Here is a 21,642-nt window from a genome sequence, read left to right on the forward strand (position 1 = left end):
GGGATAAAATTCGTGGCGGCGCGGGAAAGAATCAGTCACCCTAGACGAATGACCTGCATACACTTTAAATGAATGATTGTATGGAGGAGGTTAAATCGATGACATTTGCAGATAAACAGCTACAAGGTAGAGAGATTATAACGAAAGCTGTCTGCGGGAAAGGTCGTAAGTTTTCCACTGTCTCTCATACCGTAACACCGCCTCATCACCCGACCAGCATATTGGGTGCGTGGGTAATCAACCACCAATATGAAGCGGTTCGATCGGGCGACGGAATTGAGGTAATTGGTACTTACGATCTCAACATTTGGTATTCGTATAGCAAGAATTCGCAAACGGACGTAGCAAAAGAAACCGTGCATTACGTTGAGCATGTGCCTCTTTCTTATCTGGACCCTAAGCATCGGTCTTCCACGGAAGAAGTATCCGCCGATTGCATTCAGGAGCCGAATTGCATTGAGGCTAACATCTCGTCAAGCGGTTCCGGCGTTGTCGTTCGCGTTGAGCGCGAGTATGCGGTTGAAATGATCGCCGAGACAAAAGTTTGGGTAGCCTGCTTCCCGGGCGGCTACGACGACGGCAAAGAACTTGAGTTCGGTCTCGGCGACGGGGATTACGAGGATCTGGATCCAGACTTACTGGACGACGACCTGTAAGCCGGAAGCACTTATCCGCTTCTGTACTGTAAGATATGCCGCTATGTCGGCAAATTCGAGGGCGAAAGCCCTCTTTTTGTTGAATTCAATTAATTTGGGCATTCGCCGCATGCCTCTAAAATCATTATCGAATCCAATACAAAGTAGGTGGGCGGGTATGGCTGGCAACCGGCTGAACCGGCTTGGGAACGAACGGCAGGCCATAGCCTTGACGGAAGCCGAAATGCGGGAAAGATGGCTGCGGGCGGGACTTTACCGGAGTCCGCAGGAGGATGAACGCTTATACCGGATTCGGGCTTCCGAGCTTGCGCTGATTGAGCTTAAGCGGATTAACCGGGCAGGCAGAACGTTAGGCGGCGGGGAACCGATTGCGGCCGCCGCTGCCGGCCGTCCGGCCGAATGGCCGGCGGATCCCGTGCTCCGCCGGGTAATACGAAGAGGGATTGCGGGACTTTATGCCGCGGGCATCGATGCCGGAGAAGCGGATGTTGCGCTGGGGACGGACGGCCGCGTGTTCATGAGGGCGGCCAGGTGCCGCAAAATAGCTCCGCTGCCGCTGAAAGAGGCGGAAGCGGAGCGCCGGGAACCGCCGCTTCTGATCGGGGCGGATCCGGAGTTTGTGCTTATCCGGCCGGACGGCAAGATCGCCCCGGCCTCCCGGTATTTGGGCGGCGTCTTCGGTGCAGCGGGCAGCGACGCCATGCTGATCGGGCGGCGGCTGATGTATCCCGTCGCCGAGCTGCGGCCCGAGCCTGCCGCAGACCCGGCCGGGCTCGCGGAGGGCATCCGGCGGCTGATGCTCCGGGCCGCCAAGCTTGTCCGCGACCCGAGTCTCCGCTGGGCCGCGGGTGCCATGCCCGTGCCGGGGCTTGCGCTCGGCGGGCATATCCATCTCAGCGGCGTGCGACTGACGCCGCGCCTGCTGCGCCTGCTCGACAGCTACGCCGCGTTCCCGCTGGCGCTGGTCGAGGATCCCGCCGGCCGCGGGCGGCGACCCCGCTACGGCGTTCTGGGCGATTACCGCCAGCAGCCGCATGGCGGCTTCGAATACCGGACGCTGCCGAGCTGGCTGGTGTCGCCGGCCGCGGCCAAAGCCGCCTTCGCGCTGGCGCTTCTCTGCGCGCGCGAGGCGGATGCCTTGCAGGACATACCGGCTCTTGACGAGCGGTATGTCGCAGCTTACTACGCCGGCGACCGCGCAGAGCTCGCCGGCTGTCTCGACGGCGTCGCCGCTTCTATGTCGGCGACAAACAGCTATGCCGCGCTGGCGCCGTACATCGAGCCTCTGCTCGATGCGGCGAGGCGCGGCGCCACGTGGGATGAGCGGGCTGACATCCGCGTCAAATGGCGCATCCCGCGTCTATGATGGCTGCGCCGGTTGCCAACGTTCCTGGCGCCGGCTCGCTTGCGTCCGCTTTTTCGAATCGCTCGTCCAGTCTCGATTTCAAATCTGGTTGGCGGTCATTGCGTCCACCGCTAAGTGCGGGGTATCGTTTGGGCTGTCTCAGGCGATAACAGGGTTTTTTCTTCCGGCTGCCTGCCCGGCTTGGGCCATGCAGGTTGGCGCGCGGCAATAGGCTTGGTATAATAGCAGAATGATGTTTTTATTAAATATAAGAAAGTATAGGTTTTCACTATACCGCTCTTGTATTTCACTCGCGAAACGCATGCTTCTCCTTTTAAGGACGGAGCGCCGTTTACGCTTGAATGCTATGTACCTGGGAGGGGCAACGGTGGCCAGTTATACCCCGATGATTCAACAATATCTCGCAATTAAGGAGCAAGCGAAAGACGCGTTCCTTTTCTTCCGTCTCGGCGATTTCTACGAGATGTTTTTTGACGATGCTATCCATGCATCCCGCGAGCTTGAGATTACTTTAACAGGCAGAGAGGGCGGCGTCTCGGAGAAAATCCCGATGTGCGGCGTCCCTTATCACTCTGCGGAAAACTATATTGCAAGGCTGGTCGAAAAAGGCTTCAAGGTTGCGGTCTGCGAGCAGGTGGAGGACCCAAGCGCTGCCAAAGGCGTCGTGCGCCGGGAGATCGTCCGCGTCATTACGCCGGGAACGGTCATGGAATCGAAGTCTCTGGAGAGCAAATCAAATAACTTTATCGTTTCCGTCGGATCGGTCTCCACGGCGGCAATCGGAATGGCCGCCTGCGACCTGTCGACCGGCGAGCTGTATGCCACATCGCTGGCTTTCAATATCGATACGTTAATTGATGAAATTAACGTCTATCAGCCTGCCGAGATCGTTGGCGACGAAAGCCTGCTGGCACAGCTCAAGGAGCAGGCGGCCTGGAACCGCCCCGTGCTGCTGACAAGCCGCGAGCCAATGGCCGAAGAAAAGCTGCGCCAGCAGTTCGAAGCGTCGCAGCTGGAAGGACTTAACGATGCGCGTTACCGCGCGGTCAGCCTCTTGACCGGTTACCTCGAGGAGACGCAGAAGCGCTCCCTAGGCCATGTCCGTACAATCCGCTCTTACGAGCCGAATCAATACATGATTCTGGATCATTACACGCGCCGCAATCTCGAGTTGACCGAAACGGTGCGCGACCGGAGCAAAAAAGGCTCCCTTCTGTGGCTGCTCGACCGAACCCAGACGTCGATGGGGGCAAGGCTGCTCAGACGCTGGATCGACAAGCCGCTTCTCAACCGTTCGAAGATTGAAGAACGGTACGAAGCGGTGGATGCGCTCTACCGGAATTTGATTGCCCGCGACGAAATCCGTTCGGAGCTGAACCAGGTGTACGATCTCGAGCGGCTGGTTGGCCGGGTCGCTTTCGGCAGCGCGAACGGCAGGGACATGAACGCGCTGAAAAGCTCTATCCGCCGCACGCCGCAGCTCGTCGAGCTGGCGCGGCAAGCCGGCTCGGAGCGGCTTCGCCAGCTTGTGGACGGTCTGGACGACTGCTCCGATCTGGCCGATCTGATCGAGACGGTTATCGTGGACGAGCCTCCCGTATCGTTACGGGAAGGCGGGTTAATCCGCGCCGGTTACGACGATTACCTCGATCAGCTTCGGGAAGCCAGCACGAACGGCAAGAAATGGCTAGCCGAGCTGGAACGACGGGAACGCGAAGCGACCGGCATCAAAACGATAAAAATCGGTTTCAACAAAGTGTTCGGTTATTATCTCGAGGTATCCAAAGGCGCCTTGGGCATGCTGCCCGAAGGACGTTACGAGCGGAAGCAGACGCTGGCGAACGCGGAACGCTTCGTCACGCCGGAGCTGAAGGAGAAGGAACGGCTAATTCTCGAAGCCGAGGACAAAATGGTTGATCTGGAGTACGCCCGCTTCATCGAGCTGCGGGATCATCTTGCCCTGCAGCTTCATCGTCTGCAGAGGCTCGCCGAGGTCGTGGCGGAGCTTGACGTTTATCAGTCGCTCGCCACGGTCAGCGCGGAGAGAAGATTCGTCCGTCCGGTAATAACCGATCAATACGATCTCGTCATTGAAAAAGGACGCCATCCGGTTGTTGAGGCGGTAATGGACGGCGTGCCGTTTATTAACAACGCTACTGCGCTTCGCCAAGAGGAGCAGTCGATGCTGCTCATTACCGGTCCGAATATGGCGGGCAAGAGCACCTATATGCGCCAGGTAGCCCTGATTTGCATCATGGCGCAGATCGGCTGCTTTGTGCCGGCAAAGACGGCGGAAATCCCGATGATCGACCGCATCTTTACCCGGATTGGCGCGGCCGACGATCTTATCGGCGGTCAAAGCACGTTTATGGTCGAGATGAAGGATATTCAGCTCATGACGGAAAAGGCCACGGCAAGCAGCCTCGTTATCATTGACGAGCTTGGCCGCGGCACGTCGACAAGCGAAGGGATGTCTATCGCGCAGGCGGTCATCGAATTCGTCCATCACCATATCGGCTGCAAAGCGCTTGTCTCCACGCATTTCCATGAGCTGTCGCATCTGGAGGCTTCTCTTCCGAAGCTGGCGAACGCCTGCATGGCCGTACAAGAAAGCGGCGATCATGTGACCTTCCTGCGCAAGCTGATTCCCGGAGCGGCAAGCACAAGCTACGGGATTTATTGCGCAAGGCTGGCGGGGCTTCCGAATTCCATTATTGACCGGGCTTACGTCCTGCTTGAGCAATTGGAGGAAGGGGCTTCGGAGAAGCCGTCGGCAAGCCCTGCCATTACGGCCTCAAGCGTGGCGGCTGAAGCTCCGACAGCTTCGTCTTATACTGCGGTTCCCGATTCCGGACTGGTATTCAAGGAAACGGCAGCCGCTGTCCAGCTCTCTATTTTTGACGAGCCGGAAGCGCCTGTTCAACCGCCGCAGGAGCAGGGACGCCGCAAAGCTTCGCCGAAGGCCGAGCAGCTCGCCGACCAGCTCCGGAAGCTGGACTTGTTCAATATGACGCCGATGCAAGCGATGCAATGGCTGAACGAAATGAAGCAGAAGCTGAACGATTAACCTGATAGGCAGCATAAAAGGTTTAGAAGCGAGGAGGGTTTCGCATGGGGAAAATCCAGGTATTGGACGAGCAGCTTGCCAACCAGATTGCGGCGGGCGAGGTCGTGGAACGGCCTGCGTCCGTCATCAAGGAGCTGGTCGAGAACGCGATTGATGCCGGCAGCTTCGTTATCGATATCACGATCGAAGAAGGCGGATTGTCGTTTATTCGGGTTACCGATAACGGCACGGGCATAGAGCCGGCTGATATGGAAACCGCGTTCCAGCGGCACGCCACGAGTAAAATCTCGTCCAGCAGCGATCTGTTCAAGATCGCAAGCCTTGGCTTCCGCGGCGAGGCGCTGCCGAGTATCGCGGCCGTATCGCGGCTCGAATGCGTGTCGTCGACCGATTCGTCGGGACTAGCCCAGCGCCTGGTCATAGAAGGCGGAACGGTTACGGCGAGCGAGCCTGCCAATTCCCCTCAAGGCACCGATATGTCGGTGCGGGATTTGTTTTACAACACGCCGGCCAGGCTGAAATACATGAAAGCGATCCAGACGGAGCTTGGACATATAACCGATTACGTCTACCGGATTGCCTTGGCGCATCCCGGTATCGCGATCACGCTGAAGCATAACGGTTCGGTGCTGCTTCGGACGCTTGGCACGGGGGACCGCTTGCAAGTTATTGCGGCCGTGTATGGAACGAATACGGCTAAGGCGATGCTGAAGGTGGAAGGCGAGACGTCTGATTACGATTTGAGCGGTTACGTATCGAAGCCGGAGCTGACGCGGGCGAACCGCAACGGCATGACCGTGATCGTCAACGGCCGGTACATCCGCAGTCATGCGGTCAACCAGGCGATCCTGCAGGCTTATCATACGCTGCTGCCAATCAACCGCTTCCCGATCGTGGTATTGGAGATCGGCATGCATCCAAGCCTCCTTGACGTGAACGTGCATCCTTCCAAGATGGAAGTCCGGTTCAGCAAGGAAAACGAACTTAGAACTTTGGTAGAGCAGGCGGTAAAAGGAGCTCTAGGACAGGTCCGGCATATTCCGGGTCCGGCCGAAAAGCAGGAGAGGGAGAAGCGGCTGTTCGTACAGGATGCGATCTCCTTCCACCGGCCGGATCCGCTGTCGATGCCTTGGGGACAGGAACGGACGCCACCCAGTGCCGACGGTCCGTCGGGAGCTTCGGGCAGTTCCGCCCGTTCGTCAAGCGCCTATAATCCAAGCAGACCGGCCGGCTCATCATCGTTACCGTCAGCTGGGACGGGCTCAGCCTACAATCCGTCGTTCCCTCAGCTTCCGAAGCGCGATTACGTGCCAAAGGATGCGGCGGAGCGTTTGTACAAGCCCGCGGAGCAGCGCGACATATCCGTTCGCGAAGCAGCGGCTCCCTGGGAGCAAGCCGCGCCGGCGCTGCAGGCACCGGAAGAAACGGCAGCCCCATCCCAGGCCCCTGATTCGGAGCCGCCAGTCGGAGAGACGAAGGAGCGGCCGGACGGTACGCCGGCTTTCCCGGAGCTGTACTGGATCGGGCAGCTGCACGGCACGTATATCGTGGCGCAAGCTGAGGAAGGTCTGTATCTGATCGATCAGCATGCCGCGCACGAACGGATTAATTACGAATATTACTTCCGGAAATTCGGCAATCCGCAAGCGGCAAGCCAGCAGCTTCTCGTTCCGCTCACCTTGGAATTTACATCCGGCGAAGCGGAGCAGCTGCGAGGCATGACCGGTTTATTCCAGGAAGCCGGAGTTGAATTGGAGCCCTTTGGGGCGCAGACTTTTCTTGTCCGCTCGTACCCGGAATGGTTCCCGCAGGGCGAGGAGCAGGCCATTATCGAGGAAATGGCAGAATTGCTGCTAAGCGAACGCAAGTCCATCAATATCGCGAAGCTCAGGGAAAAAGCGGCGATTATGTGCTCCTGCAAAGCGTCGATTAAAGCCAACGACCGGAAGACCCGTGAAGAGGGAGAAGCATTGCTGGCCCGACTCGCGGCCTGCAACCAGCCTTATACCTGTCCGCATGGCCGTCCGATTGTGGTTCATCTTTCGACTTATCAGCTTGAAAAAATGTTTAAACGGGTGATGTCATGATTGTAACTACCTCCGACAAGCCGTCTCAGCGGGCGTTATCGACAGCCAGAAGGCTTGCGGGAGAGCTGTCCGCTCCGTACGTACCGCGAGGCAAACAGACGCTTCGCCAGATGGCGGAAAGGATGGCTGTGATCCGGCTGATCGTCGTAACGGAGAAGGAAGTCCGCTATTACGACGGCCAGACGGAGTCGCCGCTCTATTTTCATCCCAGCATGGCATTCGTAAGGGTGAAGAGACTGCGGCGCGGAGAAAGCGATCCGCTGCTTGATCTGACGGGCTGTAAGCCGGGAGACATCGTCATAGATTGTACCGCCGGTCTTGCCGCGGATTCTCTCGTATTCTCGTACGCGGCAGGAGAGACGGGAGCGGTGACGGCCATAGAAAGCGAGCCGGTCTTGTGCGCGGTCGTGCGCGAAGGATTGGCCGGCTATCAGTCCGGCTTAACGGATGTGGATGCAGCCATGCGCAGAATCCGAATGATCAACGTTAATCATGCCGAATATTTGGCGGGACTTCCGGACAACAGCGTCGATATCGTATACTTCGATCCGATGTTCCGGCAGCCGATTCACGAATCCAGCGCCTTGGAGCCGCTGCGCAAGCTGGCCAACGGCAGTGCGCTGACGGTGGAAGCCGTGCGGGAGGCGATCAGGGTCGCGCGCAAGACCGTCGTCATGAAGGAGCACCGCGAGAGCGGGGAATTCGAACGGCTTGGATTCGAACGGCGGCATGTGAATACGTCGAAAATAGCTTATGGAGTGATAGAGGTTGCAGGAAGCAGCAAATAAGGAACGCAAGCAGCCGCTGCTTGTTCTGGTAGGACCGACGGCTGTAGGCAAGACACAGCTCAGCCTCGATCTCGCCAAAGCATGGAACGCCGAGATCATATCCGGCGATTCGATGCAGGTATACAAGGAGATGGATATCGGCACGGCCAAGCTGCCTCTAGCCGAGCGGCAAGGGATCGTCCATCATCTGATCGATATTTGCGAACCGGACGAGGCTTATTCGGTCGCGGACTTTCAGCAGCATTGCAGAGAAGCGATTGCCGATATTTCGGCAAGAGGAAAGCTTCCTTTTATCGTGGGAGGCACCGGACTTTACGTTGAATCCGTCTGCTACGGCTTTGAATTTAACGAAAACGGCTCGGATCCAGCATTCCGCGACGAGCAGCAGCGATATGCCGATGAGCACGGCGCGGAAGCGCTCCATGCCAGACTAGCCGCGGTAGACCCGAAATCCGCCGAACGGCTGCACCCGAATGATCAGCGCCGCATCATCCGGGCGCTTGAAATCTTTCATCTGTCCGGCGAGATGATGTCTGCGCAGCTGGAAAGACAGAAAAAAGAATCGCCCTACGAATTGTGTATACTAGGTCTCGCCATGGATAGAAAAGTGCTCTACTCGCGTATCGAACAGCGGGTTGATCAAATGCTGGAGGATGGACTCGTCGAGGAAGTAAGAGGACTGCTGGACCGCGGCGTGGCGGAGGACAGCCTTGCCATGCAAGGGCTTGGCTACAAGGAAATCGTCATGTACCTGCGCGGCGAATGCACGCTTGAGGCGTCGGTGGAGCTGCTGAAGCGGGATACGAGAAGGTTCGCCAAACGCCAGCTTTCCTGGTTCCGGCACATGAAGGATATCGAGTGGATCGACATGGGGGAAAATTTTCACAACAATTTGCGGCGGATTCATGGTATAATAGCAGGAAAGTTTCAAGTCAATCTTGAATATACTTCTAATCAATCTTTTTTAGACGGGGGTAACGTCCAATGAACAAATCGATCAATATTCAAGATACTTTCTTGAACCAACTGCGTAAAGACAACATTCCGGTTACGGTTTTCTTAATGAACGGCTTTCAGATCAGAGGCGTTATTAAAGCGTTCGATAACTTTACGATCATCATTGACAGCGAAGGCCGTCAGCAAATGGTGTACAAGCACGCGATTTCGACGTTTACTCCTCAGCGTAACGTATCCTTAATGCAAGACAACAGTGCTTCGGAAGCATAGAACGTAACGTTATTTGTGAAACCTTCTTCTTGCAGGTAACGTTTAACTTGATAGCGGAAGGCAAGAACAACCCGCTCCAGCAGGGTTGTTCTTTTCATTCCGGGGTATATTGAAGGGTAAAGAAACAGATTTTGGAACAACTGGAGGGAACCTTATGGCTGAACAACCAAGACGAAGCAAAGTGAAGGAGGCGAAGCGCGGGTCCGTCAAGAAAAAGAAGAAAATGACGCCCCGTAAATGGTTTTTCGCTCTTTTCTTCACCATCGTGTTTGCCATCGTCTGCGGAATCATCGGTTATTTGTTTATTACCTTGAACGGCGAACGGATCTTGACGGAAAATGCGGATAAGCTTGAGCTCGGCGAAGCGTCTATTATATATGATGCAAACGGCAACGAAGTGACCAAGCTGTACGACGCAAGCGCGAACAGGGAAATTGCCGAATATGACGAGATGCCGAAGCTGCTGCTGGACGCTTTCGTTGCAACGGAGGACCAAAGGTTCTACGAGCATTCCGGGATTGACTTCTTCTCCATCGGACGCGCCGTCGTGAAGGACGTTATCGCGAGAAGCAAAGTGGAGGGCGCGAGTACCATTACCCAGCAGCTCGCCAAAAATATATTTTTGACCGCGGACAAAACCTTCTTCCGCAAAGCGACGGAGGCTTCCATTGCGGTAGCGCTTGAGAATAAATATTCCAAGCAGGAGATTTTGACAATGTACCTGAACCGGATTCCGTTCGGCAAAGGGATCTACGGTATTAAGGGCGCGGCGGATTATTATTTCGATACGGATCTGAAGGATTTGAAGTTATGGCAGATTGCCACGCTTGCGGGAATGCCTAAAGCGCCAAACCGTTACAATCCGATTAATGACCCCGAATCCTCGATGACGCGGCGGGCTGTCATTTTAAAGCTGATGTACGATCAAAAATTGATTACGCAGCAGGAAATGGAGGAAGCGAAAGCGGTTGTTTACGAGCCGCCGGCTAACCTCGATCAAAAGAAAAGCGATCCTTACAAAGCTTATGTCGATTACGTCATCGAAGAAGCGGTTAAAGTGATGCCGGGAATGACCGAGGATGAGCTTCGTATCGGCGGCTACCGCATTTATACGTCTCTCAACCCGACGGCCCAGCAAGCCGTCGAGAAGGAATTCGCGGATGACAGCAACTTCGAGAAGAGTCCGGACGATCAGAAGGCGCAAGGCGCCATGATTATCATGGATCACCGGGACGGCACGATTCAGGCGATGGCCGGGGGACGGGATTACGTCCGCAAGGGCTTGAACCGCGTAGAAGTGAAGCGCCAGCCTGGTTCCGCCTTTAAGCCGATCGTTTCTTACGGCCCCGCGCTGGAAACCGGGGATTATTATCCTTGGACGATCCTAAATCAGGATTCGCAAAAATGCTTCGGCAACTATTGTCCAAGGGATCCTCATGGAGCAAGTCCGGTAACCATGCAGGAAGCAATCAAGGAATCCCGCAACCTGGCTGCCGTATGGACGCTTAACCAGGTTGGGATCGGCAACGGTATTGCCTTTGCCAAGAAGCTGGGCATGGAGCTTGCTCCGGAGGACCGCAACCTTGCGATTGCGCTCGGCGGTCTGACGCAAGGGGTAACGCCGATGCAAATGGCGGAGGCCTACAGCGTATTCGCTAACGGCGGCAAATCGGTTGATCCGCATACGATCACGAAGATCGAGACCGCAGCGAACAAAAAAGTATACACGTACCATGCGCCAGCGGCGAAGCAGCTGATGAAGCCGGAGACAGCCTGGTATATGACGCAAATGATGCAGACCGTTCTGGAGAAAGGCGGTACGGGTACGGGTGCCCGGATCGACCGTCCGGTTGCGGGCAAGACGGGCACGTCGCAGCACGGTATTCCTAACTTCAACTCCAGCGCCAACCGCGACGCCTGGTTCGTCGGTTACACACCGGAATGGACCGCTGCCGTCTGGATGGGTTACGATATTACAGACAAGCAGCACGTCATCAAGAAGAGCAGCTCGCAAGCCGCGGCGATGTTCGGCAAGGTTATGAAGCAAGCCATGAAAAATGTGCCGAAGTCCTCGTTCAAACAGCCTGAGGGCATCAAGCAGGAAGTGAAAGAACAAGCGCCGGTTACAAACTTCAACGCGGTATTCCTGGAAGACCAGGCGAAGGTGCAGCTGTCCTGGACCGCGCCGGCGAACAGCGAAGGAGTTACTTACCGCGTATACCGCAAGGACTCGGAACAATCGGAGTACTCCGTATTCGTGGACGTAGCTAACAATACGGTAGACGATATGACCGTATTCCCGGGCATGAAGTATCAATACTATGTTGTGGCTTATAACGCGGAAGAAGATAAGGAAAGCAAACCTTCCGACACGATTACGATCGATGTGCCGGAGACCGAAGTGGATATTCCGGAGCAGCCTATGGAGCCGGATCAGCCGTCCGACGGCGAACTTCCGGGCGATGGAAACAACGGAGGGGAAGTATCGCCTCCGCCATCCACGGATCCGAATCAGCCGGTGGAGTCGGAGACGCCCGGCGATGGCGGCACCGTCTCGCCAGGTCCAGGCAATAACGGGAACGGAAACGGCGGCGGGAATGGCAACGGAACTGTGAACCCTGACCAAGGTGCCGGGGGGCCGATCGAATCGGCCGATCCCGGATCCGGGAACGGAACGGTAACGGGGAAGGGAACCACTGACAAAAACGAAGCCGGAAGTGCAGGCGGCAAAGCGTAAGGAGCTGGACTTGGAATATGGGCAAGCTGGGGAAATTTACTTGGAGCATCATCATAATCGCAGCAGTAGCCGTATTATTAACCAGCTGCGGCTCATCCGGCGGCTCGCCCGGACTGAAATGGGATAAGATGCCGGAAATGTCGATCAGTTTGAATAAACAGTACACCGCCAAATTTTCGACCAGCAAAGGCGATTTCGCCGTAAAGCTCTATGCGGAGGAATCGCCGGTAACGGTCAACAATTTTGTGTTTCTCGCGCGTAACGGTTATTACGACGGCCTTACGTTTAACAGCATTATCGAATCGTTTATGATTCAAGGTGGGGATCCGAAGGGCGATGGAACAGGAAATCCGGGTTATTCGATACCGGATGAGTTTGATACCAGCCTGAAATTCGAGCCTGGAATAGTCGCCATGATGAATGGCGGGAAACCGAACTCGGGAGGCAGCCAGTTTTTTATCTGTACCGGTCCCGACTCCCTGAACTTGAACCAGACGCCGACTTATTCCATCTTCGGCAAGGTTGACAGCGGTATGGATACGGTGCTGGAGATTGCCAAAACACCGGTAAACGACAAACATGTACCACAGGATAAGGTCATTATTAATACGGTTACGATAGTGGAAACGTAAAGAATAAACCGGTGTTAAACGGGATAAAGCGGTTTGTCCGCTTTGTCCCGTTTTTTGTTTTTGGCCCGGCTGGCACCTAAATCCTGTGAAAAGCTTGGTTTATTTTTCATGCGTAGTGGAGATGAGCGTTAAGTTATGGTAAGCTTTTTACAACGCTATCCATCATCATCGAAAGCCAAGTATTACAGGCTTATCTCAAGCGGAAAGGTACGTTCCGTATGAAACGAAAATTTTCGGACCGGGCAAACTGGCGTCGCATTATACGCAAAAGCTATAATTGTCTGGCGCTCGACAATGATGAATTCAAAGGTCTTGTCACGTTTTACCGGATTCATGAGTTGCGTGAGCCGCTATGGAAGGAATATAACGGGCGGCGTTTATGTCTGGCGGACCGCGGTTATTTATGGATGCAGCATTTTCCTCGGGGCGAGCATTTTGTCGTGACAACGATGTTTGACGATAAAGGCCGAGTGGTGCAATGGTACATTGATATTTGCAAAACGCAAGGGCTGACGGATCAGCATGTGCCATGGTTTGACGACCTTTATCTGGATGTTGTCGTGCTGCCAAGCGGGGAAGTATTTCTTCTCGATGAGGATGAGCTGGAGGAAGCTCTCCGTGACGGAGAGGTAACGGGGAAAGAAGCGGCGCTTGCAAGAAAGACAGCAGGAAGATTGCTTTCCAGTATCCGGAACGGCCGGTTCCGGTATTTCACGCTCAGCTTGAAGCATCGTAAAAGCTTGACGGAGAGAGAGCTAAGAGAATCATGAAAAGTATCGTTCAGACGGGGAGCAAGTCACGCAAACGGCGCGGGCTGCTCCTGTTTCGTCTCTTTGTCGGATTATGTCTGCTCGGGGTATTGTGCTGCGGGTACCTGATATGGCTGATTAACAGCTACGACGAATCCAAGCCGGTCGAACAAGCGGATGCCGCTATCGTGCTGGGCGCTTCCCTGTGGTCGGACAAACCGAGTCCGGCTTTGAAAGAGCGTCTCGATTTTGCGGACAAGCTGTACAAGGACGGCAAGGTGAAAATGCTTATTTTGAGCGGAGGCCTTGACCGCAACGGATCAAAGCTGACCGAAGCGCAAGGGATGCGGGTCTATCTGCTTGCCAAGGGAATTCCGGAAGATAAGATGCTGCTTGATAATGCGGCGCGAAGTACATACGAGAATCTGCTGAACAGTAAAGTTATTGCCGCGGAGCATGGCTTGAATAAGCTATTGATCGTGACTCACGATTATCATGCGCCAAGAGCGATGGAAATGGCCCGTTATCTCGATTACGAGAATGTTCAGGCCGCAGCCTTTCATTCCGGAGTGCTGAGCCCGTTCAAGAACCAGTCGCGCGAAGTGCTGGCGTATGCCAAGTGGAAGGTGGATGCGGTCCTGCTGCATTTTGGTTACCGTTCTCCCGACTATCCTTAAATAAAATCTGTTAATATGACCGATTCCGATAGAATACACTTGTTAGAAGCGGGATATGCCGGGCTTATCTTACCGGCATGCCAAACGCTAGTGACGGTGCGAAGGATAGGTGATGCAATAGATGAGCGGACATGTCATGTCGGGATCGAATAACGGAGCAAGGCCGTCCCGTCAAATTAATGTGGTGTTAAGAAGCCAGGAACCGGTCCAGATGACGGCATCTGCGCCTGTAGTCGATAATGAACCGCTGCCAGCCGTCAAGCCGCTCCCGCCGGGAGACCATTTTGCCGATATTCAGAAAGAGCTTGAGCCGATGGTTGGCATGGACAATGTGAAAGCTCTTGTATATGAAGTCTACGCGCTTTTATATATAACCCGCATGCGTGCGGAAGCCGGCTTGTCAGGCGGATCCCATGTCTACCATATGATCTTTAAGGGGAATCCCGGAACAGGCAAGACTACCATAGCCAGAATCGTGGCGAAGCTGTTTCAGAAGATGGGAGTCCTATCGAAGGGGCATCTGATCGAAGTGGAGCGGGCTGACCTGGTTGGCGAATATATCGGGCATACGGCCCAGAAAACGCGGGATATGGTACGGAAAGCGATTGGCGGCGTTCTCTTCGTGGACGAAGCGTACAGCCTTGCGCGGGGCGGGGAGAAGGATTTCGGCAAAGAAGCCATCGATACGCTGGTAAAAGCAATGGAGGATCACCGCAATCAGTTTGTGTTAATCCTGGCGGGATATCCGGCGGAGATCGATCATTTTCTGCTGACGAATCCCGGTTTGCCTTCGCGGTTTCCGATCCAAATCGATTTTCCTGACTATTCGATTGACCAATTGATCCAAATTTCCGAGCTGATGGCGAAGGAAAGGGATTATAATTTGATGCCGCAGTCCATATTTAAGTTAAGGCAGCATTTGATTCAGGAGAAGATGAGCGACATATTCTCGTTTAGCAACGCCAGATACGTGCGGAATATTATCGAGAAATCAATCCGATATCAGGCTGTCAGGCTGCTGAATCAATATTCCAACAGCATTCCCCCAAAGCAGGAGCTGATGGCGATCAAGCCGGAGGACTTCAAATGGGAAACGAAATAACTCCACTCTAGAAGGAGCAATCATGCGAGAAAAAACATTCAATACGACGACTGCCATGCAGGAACGCGCTGTCTTGGTCAGTCTGGTTACCCCCGATATTAAACGGGGAATCAGCGATCCCGAGCATTCGCTCGAGGAGCTGGTGGCGCTTGCCGAGACGGCGGGAACCGAAGTGCTGACTACGATGGTGCAAAATAAAGAAGCTCCCGATACCAAGTGGTTCATCGGCAAGGGTAAGGTCGAAGAGCTAAGAGCGATCGCCGACGAATTGGGAGCAACAACGGCAATCTTTGACCAAGAGCTGTCGGGTGCGCAGGTTCGGAATCTGGAAGAAACGCTGGATCTGAAGATTGTGGACCGGACGCAGCTTATTTTGGATATTTTCGCCCAACGGGCGAAGACGCGCGAAGGGATCATTCAGGTAGAGCTGGCGCAGCTCAGCTACTTGCTTCCGCGTTTGTCTGGCCACGGCAAGAATCTGTCGCGGCTTGGAGGCGGGATCGGAACGAGAGGTCCCGGCGAATCCAAGCTTGAGACAGACAGGCGGCATATTAGAGGCAGGATTTCCGACTTGAAGGAACAGCTGGAGGAAGTGGTCCGCCACCGGAAGCTGCACCGGGAGAGAAGGAAGAAATCCGGCGTGATTCAGGTTGCGCTTGTAGGCTATACGAATGCCGGGAAATCCACGCTGCTCCGGGAATTGACGAGCGCTGACGTCTATGTGGAGAATCAGCTGTTCGCCACGCTTGATCCGACTTCCCGCACGCTGGAGCTGCCAAACGGCCGCGAAGTCGTTCTGACGGATACGGTTGGATTTATTCAGAACCTTCCCCATGACCTTGTGGCGGCATTCCGCGCGACGCTGGAGGAAGTACTGGAGGCTGATCTGGTACTGCATGTCGTGGACGGCAGCTCGCCGATGCGCGAGGAGCAGATGAGAGTCGTGGAACAAATCCTTGGCGATCTAGGAGCTGCGGGAACTGCCAGCTTGACGATCTTCAATAAAAAGGACCTGTGTGAAGAGAATCATGTGGAATTGCCGACGCCGGGCACGGATACGCTTGTTATCAGCGCTTATCAAAAAGATGATCTTGAGCTGGTTCGGAATAAAATTCAGGATAAACTGACCGGCGACACGGTTACTTTCGTCCTGCCGGCCGACCGCGGCGACTTGATTGCGCTTGCGTACCGGAGCGGGGAAGTCGTGGGCAATGAAGTGAGCGAGGATGGCGAAGCCTTGCGGCTCACCGTGCAGGTAAGCCGTCAGGCTTACGAGCAAAACGGTCACAAGCTTCAGCCCTATATTGAATAATAGAATTGGGTTACGTTAACTAAGGGAGAGACAGGCTTAAAATGAGTTACAACAATCAACAAGAAGACAATCCGTCCGTATGGGATGAACTTGAGAAATTAGCGGATGAAGCGGAGGAGCTGGCTGCCGGCCAGCTTCGCTCCATTGACCGCATCGCGGAAAAAAATCAGTGGAAGGTGATTCGCGCTTTTCAGCGGCATCAGGTCAGCGATTTTCATTTTACCGGCTCAACGGGGTATGGCTACAATGACCGGGGCCGCGAAGTGCTTGATCTGGTCTACGCGGATGTATTTGGGGCAGAGGCGGCGCTTGTGCGCCCGCATTTCGTATCCGGCACGCACACCATCGGGTGCGCGTTATTTGGCGTGCTCCGGCCAGGGGATGAACTGCTTTACATGACAGGCAAGCCGTATGATACGCTGCACAAGGTGATCGGCAAGCCGGCAGACGGGACAGGCTCCTTGCAGGATTGGGGCGTTCGTTATAACGAAGTGGCCCTGAACGAGGACGGAAGTCTGGATTGGGCTAATATTGAAGCCAGCATCAACGAGCGGACCAAGGTAATCGGCATACAACGTTCTAGAGGCTACAGCTGGAGAGCGTCATTTACCGTTGCCGAGATCGGAGATATGGTTCAGCGGGTGAAGCAGATCAAGCCGGATGTGCTCGTGTTCGTGGATAATTGCTACGGGGAATTTACCGAGCTTCTTGAACCAACCCAGGTTGGGGTTGATCTCATGGCAGGTTCGCTTATCAAAAACCCGGGAGGCGGACTTGCTTCCACAGGGGGATATATCGCGGGTACTGCCGCTGCGGTGGAGCAAGCCGCTTTTCGTCTTACTGCGCCCGGCATCGGTGGCGAAGTGGGCGCAATGCTGGACACGCTGCGAGGTATTTATCAGGGCTTGTTCCTGGCGCCGCATCTGGTTGGACAAGCGGTTAAAGGCAGCGTATTTGCTTCGGCGATGTTTGAGCAGCTTGGCTTCGAGACGAAACCTCATTGGTCCGAGCCGCGTACGGATCTCATACAGGCCGTCCGTTTTGGCGGTGCGGAGCAGCTGATCGCTTTTGTGCAAGGCATTCAGAAGGCTGCGGCGGTGGATTCGCACGTTGTGCCGGAGCCGTGGGACATGCCGGGATACGAGCATCCCGTCATTATGGCGGCAGGTACGTTTATTCAGGGCGGTAGTCTCGAATTGTCTGCGGATGCGCCAATCCGCGAGCCTTATATCGCTTATATGCAAGGCGGCTTGACGTTTGCCCATGCGAAGTTTGGTGTTCTTACAGCGTTACGTCGACTCATAAGCGACGGCCTTATCATAATTAAACGTAATTAAACCTAACACAACTTGACACGTTTTTGGTAGGGCGTTATGATAGGTGTATAAATGAGCGACTGGAAGGTTGATGCGACATGGGTGACGATATTCGTAGAAACATGGCCTTATTTCCGATCGGTATCGTAATGAAGCTGACGGATCTAACGGCGCGTCAAATTCGTTATTATGAGCAGCATGAATTGATTGTTCCCGCCAGAACGGCGGGCAACCAGCGACTGTTCTCTTTTAATGATGTAGAGCGGTTATTGGAGATTAAGGCATTGATCGAAAAAGGCGTTAACATCGCCGGCATTAAGCAAGTCATGAATCCGGTTTCAAAAGAATCGGACGATGCGACAATCGTAAGCGAGCAGTCCGAAGTGAAGCGCAAGGAGCTTTCCGACGCGCAGCTGCACCGCCTTCTCAAGCAGCAATTGCTGGAGAAACGCCCTGGCCAGGCTTCGCTTATTCAAGGGCAGCTGTCCCGTTTCTTGAACAAGCGGTAGCATGTCCTATTGTTAAACGAACAAGGTAAAGCGTATGCTTACGAAGCAAGAATTGCTTTACAATTCTTTTGAAGGAGATGAATGCTGTGAGCTACACAAAAGAGGATATTAAACGCATTGCGGAGGAACAGAACGTACGATTTATCCGCCTTCAATTTACCGATTTGCTTGGTACGATCAAAAACGTAGAAATTCCGGTAAGTCAGCTTGATAAAGCGTTGGACAATAAAATGATGTTCGACGGATCTTCCATCGAAGGTTACGTTCGTATCGAAGAATCTGACATGTACTTATACCCTGATCTGGATACTTGGGTCGTATTCCCATGGGTTGCGCAAGACCGAGTCGCCCGTCTGATCTGCGATATTTACATGCCTGACGGAACTCCGTTTGCAGGCGACCCGCGCGGCATTCTGAAGCGCGCGCTGCAGGAAGCGGAAGAAATGGGCTTTACGGCAATGAACGTTGGTCCTGAACCGGAATTCTTCCTGTTCAAGACGGATGAGCGCGGCGAGCCTACAACCGAGCTGAATGATCAAGGCGGATACTTCGACCTTGCTCCTATGGACATGGGCGAGAACTGCCGCCGCGAAATCGTGCTTACGCTGGAAGAAATGGGCTTCGAGATTGAAGCTTCCCACCATGAGGTGGCTCCCGGCCAGCACGAAATCGACTTCAAATATGCGGATGCGATTAAGGCAGCTGACCAAATTCAAACGTTTAAGCTTGTGGTTAAGACGATTGCAAGACAACACGGCCTTCATGCCACCTTCATGCCAAAACCGCTGTTTGGCGTAAACGGTTCCGGTATGCACTGCCACCAGTCGCTCTTCCAAGGCAGCACAAACGTATTCTATGACGAGAAGGATCGTCTGGGCCTTAGCCAAACGGCACGTTACTACATGGCGGGCATCCTGGAGCACGCTCGCGCAATGGCGGCTATTACGAACCCTACGATCAACTCGTACAAACGGATGGTTCCCGGTTATGAAGCGCCTTGCTACGTAGCTTGGTCGGCAAGCAACCGCTCGCCAATGATCCGTATCCCGGCGTCCCGCGGTCTTAGCACCCGTATCGAGGTTCGCAACCCGGATCCGGCGGCCAACCCTTATCTGGCTCTTGCCGTCATGCTGAAAGCCGGCCTTGACGGCATCAAGAACAAAACGGCGCTTCCGGCTCCCGTAGACCGCAACATCTACATCATGACGGAAGAAGAGCGCCTGGAATCCGGCGTGCCAAGCCTTCCTTCCGATCTGAAGGAAGCGCTCGACGAAATGCTGCGCAGCGACGTTATCTGCGATGCGCTTGGCGAACATGCTCTTGCCCATTTCTACGAACTGAAAGAAATCGAATGGGACATGTACAAAACACAAGTTCATCAATGGGAACGCGATCAGTATCTGACGCTGTACTAGGAAGGAAATCCCTTGGGCGCTCTAAGCGTCCGGGGATTTTTCTTTTGAGGGCATTTTTAATTTAATTCGTGGACAAAGGGGAGTGCCCACTATATGCCCACATTACCCCCCCTTATTTTCAACCTATCTCCTGTATAAAGTCGGGGAACTGGCGGGGATCACATTAGCAAGAATGATGTAGACGATAAGATTGCAGGGGATAAAGAGGAGGAACAACAGTCTTACATATAAAGGGGAGAGGTTGCAGTATTCGGCAATTCCTCCGCAAACACCGGCTATGGATTTGTTGAGCAAAGATCTGGTTAATTTCTTCTTCACGCTTAACCCCCTCATTACCAAGCAGAATAAGTCATTTGATCATACCATAATCAGGAAAATAAAAAGAGGCTGTTCTCCCTAACCGAATGTGAATTCGGATTAGCGGGAACAGCCTCTTCTATATCAATAGGTCAGTGGAAGTCGCGGAACAAACCAACCACTTTGCCGAGAATGGTGACGTTGTTCAGGCGAATCGGCTCCATGGTGGAGTTCTCCGGCTGGAGGCGGATATGATCCTTCTCTTTGTAGAAGGTCTTCACTGTCGCTTCGTCGTCTTCCGTCATGGCTACTACGATATCGCCGTTATTGGCGGTCTGCTGCTGGCGGACGATAACATAGTCGCCGTTATGTATACCGGCTTCAATCATGCTGTCGCCAATGACATTCAGGATGAATACTTCATCGTCGCCTACGAAGTGTGCGGACAATGGGAAGTATTCTTCAATATTCTCAGTGGCCGTAATCGGCACGCCTGCCGTTACCTTGCCGACAATCGGCACCTGAGCCACAGCGGGGAGGATAATGCCGTCAACACCGTCTTGATCCAAAATTTCGATCGCCCGAGGTTTCGTTGGATCTCGTCTGATCAGGCCTTTCTTCTCTAGCCGATCCAGATGGCCGTGAACGGTGGAGCTTGACGCCAGGCCAACCGCTTCGCCGATTTCGCGAACTGAAGGCGGGTATCCTTTGTCCCGAACCTCATTCTTAATAAATTCAAGAATCGACTGTTGGCGGTTCGAAATCTTAGACACGTGAATCACTCCAATATAATATTTGTAGAAAATTATAGCATAGAACCGGAGTTCGTACAAACATAAGTTCTCAAAAACAAAAGTTCGCATTTTTTATTGACTGCAAACATTTGTTCGTGTTATTCTAAGGGCATAAGAAAACAGAACAAACGTTCGGGGAGCGATAATCATGATTATGAATCCGTCTTTTTATAAAAGTATCCATAAGGAAGAAACCGCTAAATCGTTCAAGTTACGGGCGCATCACGTTCAACGTCATGCATTTAAGATTATTGTGTGCGCTGCAGTGTTCGTCCTTCTTTTTACGAGCTTCCTCATGATGCGTACGAATGCATCATCCGATCACATTCAAGAGGCTGCAGCGAATGAGCAGACCGTTATCGTAACGGCGGGAGACACGTTGTGGGGGATTGCAGATCGTTTTTACGAGGGGTCCAAAGACATTAGACAATACATATACAAGATTAAGGAACGCAACCAATTAAGCTCGGTAGAGCTTCGGCCAGGACAGGTATTAATTATTCCTCGATAGGCGATATAGAAAAGGACAGGTAATTCGGACACAGGATGTTCGAAATTATCTGTCCTTTTCTCATTCTTCTATCATTGCCTTGACAATTACTCGGGATAAAAGTCAAAATAGGTAAGAAGGATGAGTAATAAGCAAATGAGGTGAAGGCAGTGGAAGAAGTCATCGCGCGTATTAACGAATTATCCCGTAAAAATAAAACGGTAGGTTTGACGGAAGAAGAAATTGCGGAACGTGCCGTGTTGCGTCAGAAATATTTGGAGAATTTCAAAAGGAATTTCCGCCAGCAGTTGGATTCCATCGAAATTGTAGACGGCGATCCTAACGATGTCGCGCATTAATTAGGACATATATCCATATAGCTAGCGTTGGCGCCGTTCCATGAACGGCGCCTGCAATATAC

20 protein-coding genes are annotated in these 21,642 nt (G+C 53.7%); 18 read left to right on the forward strand and 2 right to left on the reverse strand.

All coding sequences use genetic code 11. The features are described 5' to 3' along the window. Nucleotides 1-98 precede the first annotated feature (98 nt). From EV294_RS06660 to glnA, 16 genes are all read left to right on the forward strand, one after another. Nucleotides 99-656 carry an outer spore coat protein CotE gene (locus EV294_RS06660; RefSeq protein ID WP_127491414.1) on the forward strand — a complete coding sequence of 186 codons (558 nt, stop codon included), beginning with the start codon at nt 99-101 and terminating at the stop codon, nt 654-656. Nucleotides 657-732: 76 nt separating this feature from the next. Continuing rightward, the gene (locus tag EV294_RS06665) at nt 733-2,022 is read left to right on the forward strand and encodes a putative amidoligase domain-containing protein (protein ID WP_165930592.1); all 1,290 of its coding nucleotides are present in this window, start codon (nt 733-735) and stop codon (nt 2,020-2,022) included. Between the two features lie 367 nt (nt 2,023-2,389). Beyond that, nucleotides 2,390-5,089 (forward strand): DNA mismatch repair protein MutS, encoded by a 2,700-nt coding sequence (mutS, locus tag EV294_RS06670; RefSeq protein ID WP_132304976.1) that lies wholly within the window; start codon nt 2,390-2,392, stop codon nt 5,087-5,089. A 44-nt stretch (nt 5,090-5,133) separates the two neighbouring features. Next, on the forward strand, nt 5,134-7,176 hold the full coding sequence (mutL, locus tag EV294_RS06675; protein ID WP_132304978.1) for a DNA mismatch repair endonuclease MutL: 2,043 nt from the start codon (nt 5,134-5,136) through the stop codon (nt 7,174-7,176). Then, nucleotides 7,173-7,964, forward strand: coding sequence for a class I SAM-dependent methyltransferase (locus tag EV294_RS06680; RefSeq protein WP_132304980.1), 792 nt, complete (start codon nt 7,173-7,175; stop codon nt 7,962-7,964). Before mutL ends, EV294_RS06680 begins: the two co-directional genes overlap by 4 nt. Then, nucleotides 7,945-8,952 (forward strand): tRNA (adenosine(37)-N6)-dimethylallyltransferase MiaA, encoded by a 1,008-nt coding sequence (miaA, locus tag EV294_RS06685; protein ID WP_132304982.1) that lies wholly within the window; start codon nt 7,945-7,947, stop codon nt 8,950-8,952. Before EV294_RS06680 ends, miaA begins: the two co-directional genes overlap by 20 nt. Beyond that, nucleotides 8,949-9,191: an RNA chaperone Hfq gene (gene hfq, locus EV294_RS06690; protein ID WP_015844208.1), complete on the forward strand. Its 243-nt coding sequence runs from the start codon at nt 8,949-8,951 to the stop codon at nt 9,189-9,191. The genes miaA and hfq overlap by 4 nt, the downstream gene beginning before the upstream one ends. Nucleotides 9,192-9,345: 154 nt before the next feature. Then, nucleotides 9,346-11,928: a penicillin-binding protein 1A gene (locus tag EV294_RS06695; RefSeq protein WP_132304984.1), complete on the forward strand. Its 2,583-nt coding sequence runs from the start codon at nt 9,346-9,348 to the stop codon at nt 11,926-11,928. A 17-nt stretch (nt 11,929-11,945) separates the two neighbouring features. After that, on the forward strand, nt 11,946-12,560 hold the full coding sequence (locus EV294_RS06700) for a peptidylprolyl isomerase (protein WP_132304986.1): 615 nt from the start codon (nt 11,946-11,948) through the stop codon (nt 12,558-12,560). Between the two features lie 218 nt (nt 12,561-12,778). After that, nucleotides 12,779-13,330, forward strand: coding sequence for a ribonuclease FAU-1 family protein (locus EV294_RS06705; RefSeq protein WP_015844211.1), 552 nt, complete (start codon nt 12,779-12,781; stop codon nt 13,328-13,330). Then, nucleotides 13,327-13,986 (forward strand): SanA/YdcF family protein, encoded by a 660-nt coding sequence (locus tag EV294_RS06710; RefSeq protein ID WP_132304988.1) that lies wholly within the window; start codon nt 13,327-13,329, stop codon nt 13,984-13,986. Before EV294_RS06705 ends, EV294_RS06710 begins: the two co-directional genes overlap by 4 nt. A 121-nt stretch (nt 13,987-14,107) precedes the next feature. After that, entirely contained in the window at nt 14,108-15,088 is a 981-nt protein-coding gene (locus EV294_RS06715) for an AAA family ATPase (RefSeq protein WP_132304990.1), read from the forward strand. 22 nt (nt 15,089-15,110) lie between these two features. Further along, nucleotides 15,111-16,400: a GTPase HflX gene (hflX, locus tag EV294_RS06720; protein ID WP_132304992.1), complete on the forward strand. Its 1,290-nt coding sequence runs from the start codon at nt 15,111-15,113 to the stop codon at nt 16,398-16,400. Nucleotides 16,401-16,441: 41 nt separating this feature from the next. Continuing rightward, nucleotides 16,442-17,737 (forward strand): methionine gamma-lyase family protein, encoded by a 1,296-nt coding sequence (locus EV294_RS06725; RefSeq protein WP_132304994.1) that lies wholly within the window; start codon nt 16,442-16,444, stop codon nt 17,735-17,737. A 77-nt stretch (nt 17,738-17,814) separates the two neighbouring features. Continuing rightward, a complete protein-coding gene (locus EV294_RS06730; RefSeq protein WP_015844216.1) occupies nt 17,815-18,225 on the forward strand; it encodes a MerR family transcriptional regulator in 411 nt (136 codons plus the stop codon). A gap of 86 nt (nt 18,226-18,311) precedes the next feature. Beyond that, the gene (gene glnA / locus EV294_RS06735) at nt 18,312-19,640 is read left to right on the forward strand and encodes a type I glutamate--ammonia ligase (protein WP_132304996.1); all 1,329 of its coding nucleotides are present in this window, start codon (nt 18,312-18,314) and stop codon (nt 19,638-19,640) included. A gap of 123 nt (nt 19,641-19,763) precedes the next feature. Here the strand turns inward: glnA and EV294_RS06740 are convergent, their stop codons facing one another. Together EV294_RS06740 and lexA are read right to left on the reverse strand one after the other, a co-directional pair. Continuing rightward, the gene (locus EV294_RS06740) at nt 19,764-19,973 is read right to left on the reverse strand and encodes a PspC domain-containing protein (protein WP_208403123.1); all 210 of its coding nucleotides are present in this window, start codon (nt 19,971-19,973) and stop codon (nt 19,764-19,766) included. Nucleotides 19,974-20,089: 116 nt separating this feature from the next. Then, entirely contained in the window at nt 20,090-20,710 is a 621-nt protein-coding gene (gene lexA, locus EV294_RS06745; RefSeq protein ID WP_127491293.1) for a transcriptional repressor LexA, read from the reverse strand. 316 nt (nt 20,711-21,026) lie between these two features. Between lexA and EV294_RS30250 the strand changes: the two genes are divergently transcribed. Further along, entirely contained in the window at nt 21,027-21,242 is a 216-nt protein-coding gene (locus tag EV294_RS30250) for a LysM peptidoglycan-binding domain-containing protein (protein WP_165930593.1), read from the forward strand. Between the two features lie 149 nt (nt 21,243-21,391). Continuing rightward, nucleotides 21,392-21,580 (forward strand): DUF896 domain-containing protein, encoded by a 189-nt coding sequence (locus EV294_RS06755; RefSeq protein ID WP_015844221.1) that lies wholly within the window; start codon nt 21,392-21,394, stop codon nt 21,578-21,580. Nucleotides 21,581-21,642: the final 62 nt, after the last annotated feature.

Source organism: Paenibacillus sp. BK033 (genome assembly GCF_004345425.1).
Lineage (GTDB): Bacteria > Bacillota > Bacilli > Paenibacillales > Paenibacillaceae > Pristimantibacillus.

What these genes read in the sequence shown, in the direction of transcription:
- hfq (WP_015844208.1), top strand. Translation starts at nt 8,949, where the DNA reads ATGAACAAATCGATCAATATTCAAGATACTTTCTTGAACCAACTGCGT.
- EV294_RS06660 (WP_127491414.1), top strand. Translation starts at nt 99, where the DNA reads ATGACATTTGCAGATAAACAGCTACAAGGTAGAGAGATTATAACGAAA.
- EV294_RS06740 (WP_208403123.1), bottom strand. Translation starts at nt 19,973, where the DNA reads ATGAGGGGGTTAAGCGTGAAGAAGAAATTAACCAGATCTTTGCTCAAC.
- EV294_RS06700 (WP_132304986.1), top strand. Translation starts at nt 11,946, where the DNA reads ATGGGCAAGCTGGGGAAATTTACTTGGAGCATCATCATAATCGCAGCA.
- EV294_RS06705 (WP_015844211.1), top strand. Translation starts at nt 12,779, where the DNA reads ATGAAACGAAAATTTTCGGACCGGGCAAACTGGCGTCGCATTATACGC.
- EV294_RS06730 (WP_015844216.1), top strand. Translation starts at nt 17,815, where the DNA reads ATGGGTGACGATATTCGTAGAAACATGGCCTTATTTCCGATCGGTATC.
- EV294_RS06715 (WP_132304990.1), top strand. Translation starts at nt 14,108, where the DNA reads ATGAGCGGACATGTCATGTCGGGATCGAATAACGGAGCAAGGCCGTCC.
- EV294_RS30250 (WP_165930593.1), top strand. Translation starts at nt 21,027, where the DNA reads ATGATGCGTACGAATGCATCATCCGATCACATTCAAGAGGCTGCAGCG.
- EV294_RS06680 (WP_132304980.1), top strand. Translation starts at nt 7,173, where the DNA reads ATGATTGTAACTACCTCCGACAAGCCGTCTCAGCGGGCGTTATCGACA.
- EV294_RS06710 (WP_132304988.1), top strand. Translation starts at nt 13,327, where the DNA reads ATGAAAAGTATCGTTCAGACGGGGAGCAAGTCACGCAAACGGCGCGGG.
- mutL (WP_132304978.1), top strand. Translation starts at nt 5,134, where the DNA reads ATGGGGAAAATCCAGGTATTGGACGAGCAGCTTGCCAACCAGATTGCG.
- EV294_RS06725 (WP_132304994.1), top strand. Translation starts at nt 16,442, where the DNA reads ATGAGTTACAACAATCAACAAGAAGACAATCCGTCCGTATGGGATGAA.
- hflX (WP_132304992.1), top strand. Translation starts at nt 15,111, where the DNA reads ATGCGAGAAAAAACATTCAATACGACGACTGCCATGCAGGAACGCGCT.
- EV294_RS06695 (WP_132304984.1), top strand. Translation starts at nt 9,346, where the DNA reads ATGGCTGAACAACCAAGACGAAGCAAAGTGAAGGAGGCGAAGCGCGGG.